The organism is Rhizobium sp. R339 (assembly GCF_002211395.1).
Classification (GTDB): domain Bacteria; phylum Pseudomonadota; class Alphaproteobacteria; order Rhizobiales; family Rhizobiaceae; genus Rhizobium.
On sequence record NZ_LOKV01000027.1, the window covers coordinates 317,026 to 332,096 of the forward strand.

Consider the following 15,071-nt stretch of genomic DNA (forward strand, 5'->3'; position numbering starts at 1 on the left):
GTTCAAAAGACACGCGAGCCGCGTCAGGGGAGCTCGACTACCGTTCTCACCCTGTCGCCGTCACCATGTGGCCCGACGACTGCGTTGTCTGTTGCGGTGCAGTGGGGCTATGGGAACAGGTGGCTCGGGCAGACTACAGAGGTCGCCAGAGGAGCGGCTACACGCGGAGTGCGGCAAGCGCCGGCGCGCAGGCTTATATTAAGGGGAATCTGGGGGATGACGGCAGCGCTGCCTATCAGGCGCGCCTGCCACTATGATCAGCTAACGCGTCCCGGGGCTTGCGGCACGGGCGGGTAAATGCGCCATTACCGACGCCGTCGATCGGACAGAAGAAGGAAAATTTATGTCACATGCGGACAGCAACACACCCGCCCAACCCTTCTTGCATGGCACGAAAGCCGATCTGAAGCCGGGCGATATGATCAAGGTGGGGTACAAATCCAACTTCACAACGGAAAAGCCGCTGTCCTGGGTTTATTTCACCCGCACCATGGACGCCGCGACCTGGGGTGCCGAACTGGCCACTGGTGACGGACAAGGGCGGATTTATGTTGTGGAACCGACCGGCCCCCTCGAAGACGATCCCAACCTCACTGACAAGAAGTTCCCCGGCAATCCCACGCAGTCACATCGTTCCCGCGAACCGCTTCGGGTCGTCGGCGAAGTCACGGACTGGCAGCCCCATACGGCCGAGCAGTTGCAGCAGATGAAGGATGGTCTTGCGCGCCTTAGAGCGGAAGGCAAGGACGTTATCATAGACTGAGCCACTCGGGGTCGTCCGTGATTCCGCCGACCCAGGCGTGGCCGCCTTTGATGCAGTCTGGCGGCCGAACCTCCCACTTGACGACACAACCAGAGTAGCGGATGTCGACGGCTTTACCGCTCCTTTGATAGGTCGGTGGAATGATTGGGAATCTGAAACTGAAACCGCGTCTCGATCTCGTTGCTCTTGACGGTAAGCCTGCCACCATGCGCCTTGGCGATTTCAGAGGCGATGTAAAGTCCGAGGCCCAGCCCCTGCTGGTCGGCCGGGTCGGCACCGCGGAAAAACGGCTGAAACAGTTTCTGCATAACGAGCGCTGGGATCGGCTTTCCGCCATTGGCGACCTCGATCTCGAGGAGATCTTCGTCGCTTTTTGCCTTCACCCGGACGGGTTGGTCGGCCGCGCCGTGCGTGAGGGCGTTCCCAATTAGATTTGACGCCATCTGACCAATGCGCGTGGGATCGCAGGTTACGGGTGTGAGTAAGTCGAAAGACGTCACAATCGCACGCTCCGGCCGGCTTGCCTGCAGTTCCTGGACGACCTGCCGCAAGACCGGCTCAAGCGCCTGGTTCTCCTGACGCATCAGGCCAATGCCGCCGCCGAGCCGGCCCCGTGCAAGATCCATGACATCGTTGATCAGGTTGGACATCCGGTCCGCGCTGCCCTCCATGAGTGCAAGCACAGCCTTTGCCTTTTCGCTTGCTGGTTCCCGTGAAAGCATGCGCAGTCCAGATTTGACTGAAGCCAGGGGGTTGCGCAGATCATGGCCGAGCACGGCGATGAAGTGTTCGCGGAGTTCGGCGGCCTGCTTTTCCTGCAGCAGCAGACCTTCCGTGCTTAATCTCTCGGCCACGACACTGGCAATACGTGACTCCAGCCGTGCGTTGAGGTTTTCAAGCTGCTTCATCACCTCGGTGGCCGCTGTGCGGGCATCGACGAGCTCGCGCTCATAACGGCGGCGCTCGGTCGCCTGAAACAGCGAGACGCGCGTAAAGAGAAGCTTTTCGTCCGCGCCGCGTCGCTCTACGGCATTCGCCAAGACGGCAAGCCGGGAGCCGTCCGCCTTGGCTATGTCCAATGCGACTTCATGGAAATAGCCCTGCATCCGCAAAAGCGGCGCAAAATGCGTTTCATAAAAGATCCGCGCCGCCACGCTTAGAAGGTCCCTCAAGAGCTTGCCGATAAGTTGCTCCCTGGTGTAGCCGGTCCAAACGAGGAAGGTGGCATTGACTTTGAATATGCGGCCGTCCGGAAGCAGTGAAAGATATCCGCAGGGCGCGTTCTCGTAGAGATCCTGGAGATCTTCCGTTGGCGCATTGCCGAGGGTTTCCGCTTCGATCTCAGACAAAGTCACGCACCGCGGCAATGACTTCGTCCGGCGCGCTCAGGTTCGGGCAATGGCCGACTGCCTTCAACTTGACCAGGCGGCTGCCCGGAATTTCATGGTGCACATAGTCCCCGACCACATCGGAGGCGATGATGTCGTCACTACATTGAAGAATGAGGCTCCTGGCTTTTACCTTCGGCAGGTCCGCGCGGTTGTCCGACAGAAAAGTGACCCTCGCAAAGGCCTTGGCGATATCGGGGTCGGTCCGGCAGAAGCTGTTTTCCAGTTCCTGGCTGAGTTCCGGTCGATCTGGATTTCCCATGATCACCGGCGCCATCGCGGCCGACCAGCCCATGTGATTGTCTGCGAGAAAGGTAAGCATCTCCTCGATGTCGGTGCGCTTGAAACCCCCTACATAGTCCTGGTCATCAATATATCGCGGAGAGGGGCCGACTAGCACGAGCTGCGAGAACATGTCTGGCGCCTGCAGGGAGGCAAGAATGCCGATCATGGCACTGACAGAATGCCCGACAAAGACAGCATCCTTCAAATCGAGGGAACGGCCAATTTCAACGGCGTCATCCGCATAGCCATCCAAAGAGTTGTATTTGTCCGGATCATAAGCACTGAGATCGGACCCACCGGCACCGACATGGTCGAAGAGGACGACCTGAAAATCTTTCTCGAAGGCTGGGGCCACGAAGCGCCACATGTTTTGATCGCATCCGAAGCCGTGGGCGAACATCATTGCCCGCGCGCCTTGACCCGAAACCTTCACATTGTTGCGCTCGCGCACGGACATAGATTTCAACCTAATAGGATAATGAGCAGGACGAGCTCGGCGGCGCATAAGCAAAAAATCGATACTACAAGCTAAACGGTTCACGTGGTGATGTATACGAGCTTGTCAATTCAGGCTGGTAATCTCGCGAGCTCAGGCAGAGCGATTGTGACGGTCAGGCCGGCATTATTCCGGTTTCGTTGGATGCGGCCGCTCAGCTGTCTCTCGACAGTTGCATCGATCATGACGGTGCCAAAACCGTCCTGGGTTCCACCTGCAGGTCCGACCAAACCCGATTCTTGCCAAAAGATTGTCAACCCGGCCGCGTCCGCTTCCCACGTGACGGCCACTGTTCCGCTCGGCACCGTCAGGGCACCATGCGCCGCCGCGTTGGATGCGAGTTCGTGGAAGATCAGACCGAGCGGCTGCAAGGTCACCGGTGACAGCCTGATCGGCGGCCCGTGGAACGATGCCCGAGCGCCACAGAGGGGCGTCACGAGAAGCCGGGCCACGTCACCAAGCGGGATATCCTCCCAGCCACGCTCCGAAAAAAGGCTGTGAACGCTCGACAGCGCCTGCACCCGTTTTCTGACGACGGCTGCGTAGGCTCGAGGATCGCGCGCATCGCTCACGCGCACAATGCTTTCGACAATCGCGAGGACATTCTTCGAGCGGTGCTCGACTTCCATGAGCAGCCGACGCTCGGAGGCTTCCAATGCCTGAACCTTCCGGAGCTCCGTGACATCGATCTGAGACGCGAAAAAATAGATAAGTTTGCCGTCTTCGTCGTGGATGGGACTGATATGAAGACGGTTCCAGAAAGTCGACCCGTCCTTGCGGTAATTGAGAATCTCGACATTCGTGATCCGCTCCTGGCCCAAGCCGGCTCGAATTTCGGCAATCGCGTGAGGTGACGTGTCCGGTCCCTGCAAAAAGCGGCAGTTCCTGCCGACCACTTCCTGGGCCGCATATCCCGTCAATTTGAGAAAGGCCTGGTTGGCAAGCACGATCGGGTTGTCGGGTGCTCGGGCATCCGTCAACACGATTGGCATACGGGTACGCTGGAACGCCGCTGCGGCAAGTTCTTTGGCGTCCGCCAAGCCCTGTTCGGTGGCCGCTGCCGGCCGATCACCATGCAAATTTTCGGTGGGATGAATTAAGCGCGACACGATGACCTCATTGGAGCCTTGATCGAACGCGCGAGTGCGCAAAATGATCCCCATTATCAGCGTTTTAGTTGAACTGAGCCGCGCGAACGACATGTCGTCGACCCCCGGCCCGCTGCCGACAGCGACCAGAGCGATGCCGAAAAGGCCGCCGCCAGCCCGCTCCATTGAGCGAGCGTCACAGGCTGCTTGAAGCGAATGGCGGCCAGGATGACGATGAAAATCGGGATGGTGGGCGGAAAGGATGGTCGCGACAGAGGCCGACATGCCTGCACCCCGAACGATTGGGCGACATTGCCGAGCGAAATTCCCATCACGCCAAGCCCAATGACACCAGGAAGGGCCCGTTTCGGAAGCCGTAGCCCTCGACGCGCCAGGACATGAAGCGCAGGGCAGGGAATGTCATCGGGGCAGGCGTCTGGCTCGGTCTCAGCCGGTCGGCCGCGCTTGTTCTGGATCCTTTCAATGGCGCGAACCCAACTCCCATGTCGTGCTTGCGCCAATCTTCGTCCTGTAGCTCGGCCCCGGGAACTCGGTCTACCGGGTCAGCAATTGCCGTTCGCTGCTCGTGCTAATGTTCAACGCCGCGTGGGACGGCCATTTGCTGCAGGATCGTCGCGCGCTGGAACCGCCATATGTCCCCGTGGTCGCTCCAGCTGCCAGTTGATTGCCACCGGTAACGCCTTGGCAGTGTCTCGGTTCATCACCTCGACGGTACCCAGCCTCCCTCTGTCATACGACGCTCCGTGGCATTCTTGCAGCGGACATCAAGGGCTGGGCAACCTGATCCAGCAACTGGCCCGCATTCTGTTCTTCACCCAGCGACAGTGTTAGCAATTGAGCGACCGCCGACTGCGCAAGCTGGAGCGCCAGGTTGCGAGCCGTTGTGTAGGCGGCAATTTCGTAGTGTTCGACCCGCAACGCCGCTCCGATCAAAGCCAGATCAGCGGGAGCATCGTCCTTCTTTTTGCCTTCCGCCATCACTTCCTCGCCTTCCTCTATCAGGCCGGCCATGCCCTTGCACGGTTTGGCGCGAGCGGTCGTGCCGAGAATGCGCAGACATTCGTTCAAGCGATCGACCTGTCCTTCCGTTTCGGCAAGATGGTTGCGCAACAAAGTCTGGAGCTGCTGGGTACGCGCGGCTTTCTGCATTTTTGGAAGCGCCTTCAATAGCTGCTTTTCCGCATGCAGCAGGTCACGGAGCTCATCAACGAGGATTTCCTGGATTGCTTCCGATCCTTCCGGAGGCGCGCTTTGGGCGCGGATTGCCGTGCCTGCATTCTCCGTTCCCTTAAGATCCTGGAACGCCGGCGCCTCCACGAATTCCCAAGGCTCGCCTTCATTCCAGGGACCGCGGGTGTCAACTTCACCGAGATCCCCTTCACCCGTCGAATCGTTGAAGAATTGATCGACGAGCCCTGCGGTCGGCGCAATCCTGCCGACGCTCAGCGGCGGCTTGCCCATGCTTTCGAGGGCCAGAGAGAAAGCGCGCATGTGGGTGATCTCCCTGGTCATGAGGAACTGCAGGGCATCCTTGGTGCCCGGATCGCGGCAGAAATCGATCAAGCGTTCGTAGACGATTTTGGCGCGTGCTTCCGCGGCGATGTTGCTTCGCAGATCCACATCCAACTCACCTGTAATTTTAAGATAATCGGCGGTCCAAGGGTTTCCCATCGAGTTGAAAAGGTTCACACCACCGCCGCCGGCAATCGCGATCAGTGGGTCGGCTTCCGCCTCCTCTCTGACCGACTTCAACGGCTTGAGGTGCATCCTCGCCAGAGTCCCAACGATCTCGAGATGACTGAGCTCTTCCGTGCCGATGTCCATCAGCAGGTCCTTGCGTCCGGGATCCTCGCAATTCAGGCCTTGAATGGAGTATTGCATTGCAGCCGCAAGTTCACCGTTTGCGCCACCGAACTGCTCAAGCAGCATATTACCAAATTTCGGATCTGGCTCATCAACCCGAACGGTATACATGAGCTTCTTGACGTGGTGATACATTGCGTGTCCTCCGGGTTGAGTAACATCTAACCGGCTCGTCCAAGGAATGTTCCGCGCCTGTGGCTTTAGGACTGGCGCTCGGCGGCGCAACTCCGAAGCGCCTTTCATTCAGGATCGGAAGTGTCTGATGCGAACGGTGGCTGCCGCAGCCGCGTCTGAACACCACATTCTTCGTTGCTCTTTGAATGCGCGGTAAGGCCAGCACTTGGGCAACCGAGTTCCGCTGATCCAACCAGGGACGGATGGAGCAGGTCATCGTCATCGGAATGTTGGGATGAGCAGCCGAGAATTCGTTAGGGACATCGGGCCGCGATGGTCGCCGAAGTCACGCAAGCACTAGCCGGCTGGTGCAGTGAGGATCTAGAGGCATCGACTACCTATCCATCCGATCGCGCAGCAGGTGCCCCTCTCGTCGACAGCCCACTGTCCTAACGGCATATCCCAAGAGGAGGCGGACTTGCGCGATCAGCTTTCCTTATGCGGCTCCCGGACAGGTCGCCGCGTTTCGAGGTTGAACAGGTCGTTGGCGCTCAACACGTGGAGCCTGAGGTCATAGATCGAAAGCGCTTCGTCCGGAGAAGCCTCGGCGATATTCGAATGGGTGACATCACCGCCGTCGACCAGATAGACGGCTCCACTGCCGACCACCCGGAACTGCTGGCCCTGAACGACGATCGCCGTATCCTCATCGATTCCTATGCCGAGCACGCGCGGATTCTGTGAAACCGCGCCGATCAGCCGGCCGATCCGGCCACGTTCGGCGAAATGTTGGTCGATGATCACGTTCGGGAGAAGCCCGAGACCAGTGGCCATGCTGATATCGCCGATGCGGAAGGATGAGGCGTTGCGCCCGCGCACCAGCATCGTCTCGCTCATGGCCGACGCACCTGCCGAGGTTCCTGCAATAACCCCGCCGCCGGAAAAAATCTCATGGATCTGTCGATAAATGGGCGTATCGCCGATCAGGCTCGTGATGCGCAGCTGATCGCCGCCTGAGAAAAAAACTGCTTTGACCTGCCTCAGGCTCTCAAGTTTCTCGTTCATCGCCGCCTGGTCGCGCTCATCGATGTAAAGCTCAGTCACTTCAGTCACGCCGAGGTCGGCAAAGGAAGATCGGTATTTCTCAAGATAACCGTCGGGTTCGTGCGAGGCGACCGTTGCCAGCACCAGCTTCCGGTCCTTGATGCGGCTGGCAACCTCCTTCAGAATCACCCGGTCGCCCTCGTGATCCTCGTGACCGCCAATGATGATCAGGGTGCCGCGGCCGGATTTGCCTGTCTTGCCTTCTTTAGCCATGGCTCGCTTCCCCCTTCCTCAGATAGACCTTCGGAACGGGACTGGCGCTGCTTGCGATAGCAACCGCGAAATCGTCGCTGTTATGGCCCCAGCCGAACTTTCCATCCGGCGTCAGCACGATGCCACCCGCTTGGCCGCCGGTGCGTTCCAGATGAGCCAGCGCCGCCTCGACCGCCTGGTCAGGCGACAGATCCTCCAGCGCCTGCATCACACGGGCTGCCAGGATCATTCGCGCGATCTGCTCACCGTCTCCGGAGAAGACCACGCCGCCGATGTCGTCGTCGCAGTAGAATCCGCAGCCTGGCTGCGGCGAGTCGCCGACCCTTCCGGCCGGCGCGCCTTCGAGGCCTCCGGTAGACACGGCTGCCGCAAGACACCCGGTTCCGTCGCGCGCGATACAGCCGACGGTGTCGTGTCCCCTTTCCTCGTGTGCCGATCGTTTGCCCATAGCGATCATCGCGTCGGGGTCACAAAGCCTCTCCCCCGCCTCGGCGGCGAACGCCCTTGCGCCGTCGCCGGCAATCAGGACAGGTTCTTCGTAGAGCATCGCTTTGGCGACGGAGATTGGATTGCGCACGCCCTTGGCAACGGCCACAGCTCCGACATTGAAACCCGCTCCCTCCATTAGCGCTGCGCACATTTCCACCTCGCCGTCGGCGTTGCGTGCGCTGCCATAGCCGGCATTGAAGGTCGGATCATCTTCCAAAACGCGAATAGCCGCTTCAACGGCATCCACGCTGTTTCCGCCGTGCTTCAGGATCTCAACCCCAGCCTCCAGCGCTCGCTGGCAGCCGGCGCGGTTCGCAGGCGCATCCTTTTCAGCAATGCTCTTGGCGCCGCCATGTAGAATGATCGACCACATCAAGACATCCTCGCCTCGGTCTTCGCGCCCACGTCGAGGCGAACGAAGGCCTCCTTTTTGCGTCTGTGGACTTGACGGGATGCCTGCCGCCAGACCTGACTTACATCGTCAGCAGTGATCACCACCAAATCATTTCCCAACGCCATGGTGAGAGCCCTGTTGACGGCTCGTCTTTCGCTCACGAGGATTTCGATATTCTCAAGCGGGAAACCCGCGCGTCGCGCTCCTTCCTTCAAAATGGTGGCCACTTCACCGACGGGCCGGCCCCGAGGATCGTTATCTTCCTTAATGACCAGACGGTCGAAGATGCCGCCGGAAAGCTTGCCCATCTCCAGTATATCTTCATCACGCCGATCACCCGCGATCCCGATCACGCCGATGCAGGTGCCGTGTTCGGGCTTGAGCTTTTCCACAAGGCCGCCCAGTGCGCGCAGTCCGTCGGGATTATGGGCGTAGTCGATGATGACCTTGAACCCATGCCGTTCGATGACGTTCAGGCGACCGGGAGACTGCTCGAACGAGGTTCCGAAGGTACTGAGTGCATTGCGGATGGCCGGCAGCGCGATACCGCCGCAATAGGCCATCGCTGCCGCCGCAAGCGCATTCTCGACATTGAAGCCGGCGAGGCCTCCAAGAGTGGCCGGAATTTCATCCGCTGTCGCCACCAGCATCATCTGACGGCCGTCGTAAAGCAGTATGTCCTGCGGCCTGGAGGCCAAGTCGCAAACGACGGCTCTGCCGCCTTCCCGAACATGATCCTTCAGGAAATCCGGCCAGCGATCCTGCGGCTGGGTCGAGAAGTAGCATAGATGACCGCCGGCTTCCTCGCGCATTGCCGCCGCGTGACTGTTGTCGGCGTTGAGAATGCTCCATCCTTCGCGCCTGACCGATTCGACGACGATGGACTTGACAGCAGCCAGATGCTCGACGGTCCCGATGCCCTTGAGACCGAGGTGATCGCTCGCCACGTTCGTCACGCAACCGATGTCGCAACGATCGAAGGCCAGGCCCTCGCGCAGGATGCCGCCCCTGGCAGTTTCCAGCACAGCCACGTCGATCGTCGGCTCGGCAAGGACCACGCGGGCGCTTTTCGGCCCGGTGCAATCCCCGCTCATGATCCGCCGGCCGTCTATATATACGCCCGTGCTTGTGGTCAGCCCCACTTTCTGGCCATCGGCAGAGAGAATATGGGCAAGCATTCTGGCGGTGGTTGTCTTGCCATTCGTGCCCGTGATCGCGAACACTGGTACGCGCGACGGCGTTCCGTCCGGATAAAGCAGGTCGAGAACCGGCTTCGCAACGTTACGGGCCCGTCCGTGGGAGGGATAGAGATGCATGCGGAAACCGGGGCCGGCATTGACCTCGATGATGCCGCCGCCTGTTGCGAGAATAGACCGGCCGATATCCGGCGCGATGAAGTCGATCCCCGCAATGTCGAGACCGACGATCTGCGCCGCCCGGCAGGCAATTAAGGCATTGTCGGGATGAACCTCATCCGTGCAGTCGATCGCAATACCGCCGGTCGAAAGATTGGCCGTCGGAAGCAGCATCACCCGCTCGTTGCTGGCCGGCACGCTCGCAAGGCTGAGGCCCGATTGGGCGATGAAATGCATGAGGCACTCGTCCACCACGATCTTCGTCAGCGCGGCCTCGTGTCCGTCGCCGCGGCGTGGGTCCTGGTTCAGTTGTTCGATCAGTTCGCGGATCGTTGATCGGCCGTCGCCGGTCACCTGTGCGGGAACTCGCTTGGACGCGGCCACGAGCTCTCCGCCCACGACCAGGATACGGTGATCCGCGCCGGCCAATTGCTGCTCGACGATGACCGATGGACTATGCGCCTTCGCCTGCTCGAAACCCCACCTCACCTCCTCGTCACTTGCCAAGTTCACATTGACGCCACGGCCATGGTTGCCATCGATCGGTTTGGTGACGACGGGAAAACCAAGGTGGCATGCCGCGCGCGCTGCTGCTGCGGCATCTTCGACGATAACACTGCGCGGAACGGGGAGCCCTGCCTCGTGCAACAGCTTGCATGTCAGATCCTTGTCGCTGGCGATCTCGGCGGCAATTTCCGAAGTAAGGGAGCTGCAGCCGGCCCTGATACGCCGGAGGTGCTTGCCGTAGCCGAGTTGCACCAGGCTGCTCGAGTCCAGCCGGCGCCAGGGAATACCGCGCACCTCCGCCTCCTTGATGAGGGACGCCGTGGTCGGGCCGAAGGCCTGGCCACGATGAAGCGCGCGCAGAGCGTCCAGCGCATCGGCAAGCTCGAAGGCGTCCAGTGCAGAAGCAGCGATTTTCGCGAGGTTGGAGACACCCTGCAGTTCCGCCGGGAGCAGATTGTCCACCAGTTCCAGTGCATAACGCCCTGCCAGCAGGCCCACCTCCTCTTCCTGATAGGCAAACATGACATTGTAGATGCCTTGTTCGCCTGCCACCGAACGAGTTTTCCCCCTGGCGACGTCCGCCCCGACCATGTTCTGCAATTCCAGGGCGACATGCTCGGCGACGTGCCCGAGCCAGGTTCCCTCTGCCACGCGGCGGAGAAAACCGCCGGCTTCGCCGTAGCAGCAGCCATGCCGGTGAAGCCCCGGAAGCAACTGCTTGAGCTTTTCCGCGAAGCCCGGAAGGCGGTCCGTCGGAAACTGCTCAAGCGTTCCCAGGTCCAGCTGGATCCGGATCATCGGCGTTTGGCTGTAAAGATGCGGTCCGCGATAGATGGCTGTCTCGCGCACATCCATGGCTCTCACCGCCCGCTCGCTCGTGACGGCGTTGAGGGGCTTCATGCTGCTTCTCCAGGGTTAAATGCAGTCTAAGCTCGATTTGGTCCACGACAACCGCACTCCGCCCCGGTGGTTCCGGCACTGTACGGGACCGGACTCTCTCGCAGCGTCCTGGCTGTCGCCGTCTGCCGACCCGTCACTGCAAGAGGTAATCCGGCCCGCGGTCTGCGAGGTGAGGGTCAGGCGCCCGTTCGGCTGGCGACATAGGCCTTCCATCTCGACGAAGTCTGAGTGAGTGAATGTATGAGGGGAGGGCTCGCAGCATCAGTCCGAGCCGAACAAGGGTTGCGGCTGCGCTGGAACCTTCGAAGCCCTCGGTTGTTAGCGGCGTCTATCGTGAAAACGGGTGAGTGAGCAGTGTCGAAGCTGACGAAATCCGAAGCAGCTTGAGTGCTTTGAAGTTGCTTGGGCTGTGTAGCGTTAGGCGTTGGCGAAACATGGTTTTGGGAAGATTTCATGCCGCATGATCGAAAGACGACAGCAGATGCAGAAGGTTCGGCGAGAGGACGCCGCCGGGTTGTTGTCATAGGCGGCGGTTTCGCAGGCCTTGCCTGTGCCGGCGAGCTCGGGAATGCTGAGGTGGAATGCGTCGTCATTGACCGCCGCAACCACAATCTCTTCCAACCGCTTCTCTACCAGGTCGCCACCGCCGCCTTGTCGCCGGCAGACATAGCAGAGCCCATCAGAAAGACGCTTGCAAGCTACAAGAACATCGAAATGATCATGGCGGAAGTGGTCGGCATCGACACCGCAAAGCGGCGCGTCCTGCTCGCGGACGGTGCCGATGTACGCTACGACCAGCTCGTGATTGCGACAGGCTCCGAATACGATTACTTCGGACATGACGAGTGGCAGGCTCTGGCGCCGGGTCTCAAGACGATCCACGAGGCGCGGGAAATCAGGCATCGCCTTCTTCTGGCGTTTGAGAAAGCCGAACGAGCGGGCAGCCCGGCCGAGAAGCAGGCCCTGTTGACGAGCATCATTATTGGCGGCGGCCCTACGGGCGTCGAAATGGCCGGCGCCATTTCGGAGCTCGGACGCTTCATGATCAGCAGGGACTTTCGCAACCTTCAGCCCGACCATCTCCGCGTTCTGCTGGTGGAAGCCGGGCCCCGCATTCTAGCGGCCTTTCCTGAGCATCTCTCTGCCTATGCGGCGAGGTACCTTGAAAAGATCGGCGTGGAAGTGCGCACGGGAAGCCGGGTCGTCGACATTACAAAGGACGGCGCGAACATCGGTGGCGCCTTCATCTCGGCCGGATCGATCGTCTGGGGGGCCGGCGTGAAAGCGTCGCCCGCGCATCGCTGGCTCGGCCTCTCGGGTACTGCCGGCAACCGCATTCCAGTCGATGATCATCTTCGCGTCCAAGGCTTCGAGGATATCTATGCGCTCGGAGACACAGCCGCGTTGATCGGGACGGACGGAAAGCCACTCCCGGCGCTTGCGCAGGTTGCCAAACAGCAAGGCATCTACCTTGGACGACATCTTCGCAAGGAAACTGTGATTAGCGGGCCGGGCTTCGTCTTCCGCAACAGAGGCAATACAGCCGTCATTGGGCGCAACGCCGCCGTTTTCGACTTCGGCCGGTGGACCCTGAAAGGAAGGCTGGCATGGCTGCTGTGGGCAATCGTACACGTCTATCTGCTTATCAACTTCGAAAAGCGGCTTCTCGTCAGCATCCAATGGATCTGGCGCTACCTCACTCGCCAACGCGGCGCCCGGATCATCGACGAGAGCGCCGGCCAGACCGCTACGCGTGCTCCGGAGGTCAGCCCCGCAATGCAAGCGGGGAAGATTTGAAGGCGTACAGGGAGCAGGAGGAGGATCAATGGATCAGCAATCACCGCGCGGACTTGCGTGGCTCTACGCAGCCATTGTCATCATCATCGGGTTCATCATCACCATCGGTTCGATTTCCTTGTGGCAGTTGGACGGCCTTGACGTGAACCTTGCATCCGCGATCGAACGAGGAGAGCCCGAATGACCAAGAAAGGGGAGAAAGCTGCCGCGCAGATTAGGGGCGGGATCCAGTCGGGAGAGACCGGGGACATCAGGCCCGGCTTTGACCCGGCGGCTGCGCCGCTCGAAACGGATGCAGAGGCCGCCGGCCATCCGATAACTCCCGATCAGGTCGAGATGGCACTGCATGCGCAGAACATCGGAGCCGCCGATCGTCTGCGGAATTACGACGTCGCGATGCGTGAGCCAGGAAGCGGGGCGACGATTCCACAGACCACTCGCTCGCCTGCGTTGCGCATCTTCATTGGCACTACGGTTGTTGTTGCGATCGCGGTGGCGGTCGCGAGCTGGATTTATAGCTGACTAAAACAGGTGAAGGGATTTTGTCAGTCGCGGTTCCATGACTAAGAAGGATTCCTTCTAACGCGGGGCAGACCGGTTGTGTGGTGACGTCTGCCGGGCCTCGGGAAGCGTTAGCGGATGCGTACCATGGGCCGTGCCGAAGGGTGTGATTGTGTCATGATCAGGGCTCCCGCATCAGCTTCGCTATATTGTCACGGTCGAACGGTATGTCGCGACCGTGAGCGCGGATATGGAGAACTATCGCAACCGGGACAGGGTCAAATGCCTTCAGATAGTCGATTGCATCGCGCATCGTCGGGAATGTCTTTTCCTCGGTGGAGTAGGCATCTCGAACGTAAGTGATCGTGGTTGCCCTCTCGCCGTATATCGCGAACGTTTCTTTGGCGCTGAAATTCTCGCTCATGGAACCTGCTCCATGCGGCAGCAAAGCCACTGGCTCCGGTGCCAGGGCAATTTGCTGAAGTACCGCTGTCGATTAGGGCAGTCAGCTCACGCTTGTCCGGGAGTGAAGAAGGCCAAGTACGCCACCGCTACAATTATTGCGACAACGAGAGCGGTCAGCACGTAATTGATCATGCCTCTCGCGGCTTTGTGCTCTGTACTGCGCATACCAACTACAACATCGGTTAAGTATAGAAGTTCCTGGTCTAGGCAGTCAGTTTCTTAACGACCTCATCGACCGTCTCCCTGACGGGATAGTAACTTGGTGCGCCATCCTTCTGCGGTGCAGCAACATGGATGTGGGTGCTGTTGGCGAATTCTCGCACAGCAACAACCTGTTCCGGATTGATGTAGACCATGGCAGGGTTATGCCCCGCATATTGGAATGGCACCAGCTTCATCTCGGTCTCCTCTCGAGTGCATCTCGGGCCGAACCAGATGCGGCGCCGTTAGTTGCAGGGCTGTCGAGGAATTCCTGGTGCGGTCGGTGGCCGCAAACGCGACAAGCACAATAGGACCAATCGACCTTAAGGATCCCCAAATCAGTTGATGACGGATTCGTACTTGATGGCGGTGAAGCGACACGAGTTGAACGAGGCGCATTGGTCGAGAATTGCGCCTTTGCTGCCTGGCAAGGCGGGCGATCGAAGCAGGGAGCAGACAACCGGTTTGTTTGTGAACGGCTGTCTGTGCAACTTATCTCGTTCGATGCGGCTGCTACTGGCAATAGTGCGGAACGAAGAAAATGATCGGCACCAGGCGGGCTCCTGAGTCTGCTCGTGAAGCCATTCGCAGAGCTGTCTGGGCGCGAGACGCGGATCGTCCGCGGGCATGATCGCAAAGTGCCAGGCGGGCCCGCTCAGCACGTATGAGAACGGCGCGATCAGCAGTCCCTTCTCCAGGAGCGGTCGAAACAACACTGACGATAGCAACGCAACGCCGACGCCGACGCCGGCCAGTGCCGCATTGGCGTCCAATTCATGCGTAGGGTAATGGACCCCGCAAATCGCAGAGCCCGCGATAGCTCGCACCGGGCGCCCCTGAACCATGCATAGCAATCCGGATGCGGCAAGAGCTCGAAATCTGCAAGTGCATCCGGCATGATGACGGTCCGGGTTGCCAACAGAGAAGGCGCCAGCATTGGCGTCACCTCAACGGGAGTAAGCGGATATTCGGCAGTCCTTGCCATCCGCCGCGACCGGTCCTTATGGCAACGTCGAACGCGCTGCGATCGCGGGGCGACTTGAAGCAAAAGAAGAAACTTCAAGCGCCCGTTAAGCCCGCTCCACACCGTCAGGAAACCGCATGTTTCCCGGTTGACAGCTCCTCGT

The 15,071-nt window shown here is 60.0% G+C and carries 14 protein-coding genes and 2 pseudogenes; 5 read left to right on the forward strand and 11 right to left on the reverse strand.

Annotation, left to right across the window (positions count from 1 at the left end):
• Positions 1-343 precede the first annotated feature (343 nt).
• Positions 344-763 (forward strand): NAD(+)--rifampin ADP-ribosyltransferase, encoded by a 420-nt coding sequence (gene arr / locus ATY76_RS30325; protein ID WP_088678310.1) that lies wholly within the window; start codon positions 344-346, stop codon positions 761-763.
• A gap of 113 nt (positions 764-876) precedes the next feature.
• Here the strand turns inward: arr and ATY76_RS30330 are convergent, their stop codons facing one another.
• The 4 genes from ATY76_RS30330 to ATY76_RS33450 form a co-directional block, all read right to left on the reverse strand.
• Positions 877-2,103: a PAS domain-containing sensor histidine kinase gene (locus tag ATY76_RS30330; protein ID WP_088678362.1), complete on the reverse strand. Its 1,227-nt coding sequence runs from the start codon at positions 2,101-2,103 to the stop codon at positions 877-879.
• A 1-nt stretch (position 2,104) separates the two neighbouring features.
• Complete coding sequence (locus tag ATY76_RS30335) at positions 2,105-2,893, reverse strand: alpha/beta hydrolase (RefSeq protein WP_088678311.1); 789 nt, start codon at positions 2,891-2,893, stop codon at positions 2,105-2,107.
• Between the two features lie 110 nt (positions 2,894-3,003).
• A complete protein-coding gene (locus ATY76_RS30340; protein WP_348627534.1) occupies positions 3,004-4,206 on the reverse strand; it encodes a PAS domain-containing protein in 1,203 nt (400 codons plus the stop codon).
• Positions 4,098-4,496: a DMT family transporter gene (locus ATY76_RS33450; protein WP_348627535.1), complete on the reverse strand. Its 399-nt coding sequence runs from the start codon at positions 4,494-4,496 to the stop codon at positions 4,098-4,100. Before ATY76_RS33450 ends, ATY76_RS30340 begins: the two co-directional genes overlap by 109 nt.
• Between ATY76_RS33450 and ATY76_RS34520 the strand changes: the two are divergent.
• Positions 4,449-4,552, forward strand: a pseudogene (locus ATY76_RS34520) (ABC transporter permease); the annotation flags it as partial. The gene ATY76_RS33450 and the pseudogene ATY76_RS34520 overlap by 48 nt on opposite strands.
• Positions 4,553-4,770: 218 nt before the next feature.
• On the opposite strand, the gene ATY76_RS30345 reads toward ATY76_RS34520, so the two are convergent.
• From ATY76_RS30345 to cphA, 4 genes are all read right to left on the reverse strand, one after another.
• On the reverse strand, positions 4,771-6,039 hold the full coding sequence (locus tag ATY76_RS30345; RefSeq protein WP_088678312.1) for a DUF892 family protein: 1,269 nt from the start codon (positions 6,037-6,039) through the stop codon (positions 4,771-4,773).
• A 465-nt stretch (positions 6,040-6,504) separates the two neighbouring features.
• Complete coding sequence (locus tag ATY76_RS30350) at positions 6,505-7,335, reverse strand: cyanophycinase (RefSeq protein WP_088678313.1); 831 nt, start codon at positions 7,333-7,335, stop codon at positions 6,505-6,507.
• Positions 7,328-8,197: an isoaspartyl peptidase/L-asparaginase family protein gene (locus ATY76_RS30355; RefSeq protein WP_088678314.1), complete on the reverse strand. Its 870-nt coding sequence runs from the start codon at positions 8,195-8,197 to the stop codon at positions 7,328-7,330. Before ATY76_RS30355 ends, ATY76_RS30350 begins: the two co-directional genes overlap by 8 nt.
• Positions 8,197-10,980 carry a cyanophycin synthetase gene (gene cphA / locus ATY76_RS30360; protein ID WP_245310168.1) on the reverse strand — a complete coding sequence of 928 codons (2,784 nt, stop codon included), beginning with the start codon at positions 10,978-10,980 and terminating at the stop codon, positions 8,197-8,199. Before cphA ends, ATY76_RS30355 begins: the two co-directional genes overlap by 1 nt.
• Positions 10,981-11,433: 453 nt before the next feature.
• Here cphA and ATY76_RS30365 point away from each other — a divergent pair, with 453 nt between their 5' ends.
• From ATY76_RS30365 to ATY76_RS30370, 3 genes are read left to right on the forward strand one after another with little or no spacing between them, the layout of a single operon-like run.
• On the forward strand, positions 11,434-12,777 hold the full coding sequence (locus tag ATY76_RS30365; protein ID WP_088678315.1) for an NAD(P)/FAD-dependent oxidoreductase: 1,344 nt from the start codon (positions 11,434-11,436) through the stop codon (positions 12,775-12,777).
• A gap of 28 nt (positions 12,778-12,805) precedes the next feature.
• Entirely contained in the window at positions 12,806-12,961 is a 156-nt protein-coding gene (locus ATY76_RS33890; protein ID WP_190233765.1) for a hypothetical protein, read from the forward strand.
• A complete protein-coding gene (locus ATY76_RS30370; RefSeq protein ID WP_088678316.1) occupies positions 12,958-13,299 on the forward strand; it encodes a hypothetical protein in 342 nt (113 codons plus the stop codon). The genes ATY76_RS33890 and ATY76_RS30370 overlap by 4 nt, the downstream gene beginning before the upstream one ends.
• Before the next feature lie 160 nt (positions 13,300-13,459).
• Here the strand turns inward: ATY76_RS30370 and ATY76_RS30375 are convergent, their stop codons facing one another.
• From ATY76_RS30375 to ATY76_RS34370, 3 genes and pseudogenes are all read right to left on the reverse strand, one after another.
• The gene (locus ATY76_RS30375) at positions 13,460-13,702 is read right to left on the reverse strand and encodes a hypothetical protein (RefSeq protein ID WP_088678317.1); all 243 of its coding nucleotides are present in this window, start codon (positions 13,700-13,702) and stop codon (positions 13,460-13,462) included.
• Positions 13,703-13,946: 244 nt separating this feature from the next.
• Positions 13,947-14,141, reverse strand: a complete 195-nt coding sequence (locus ATY76_RS30380; protein ID WP_088678318.1) for a hypothetical protein — start codon at positions 14,139-14,141, stop codon at positions 13,947-13,949.
• A gap of 357 nt (positions 14,142-14,498) precedes the next feature.
• A pseudogene (locus tag ATY76_RS34370) lies at positions 14,499-14,976 on the reverse strand (LysR substrate-binding domain-containing protein); the annotation flags it as partial.
• Between the last annotated feature and the right edge of the window lie 95 nt (positions 14,977-15,071).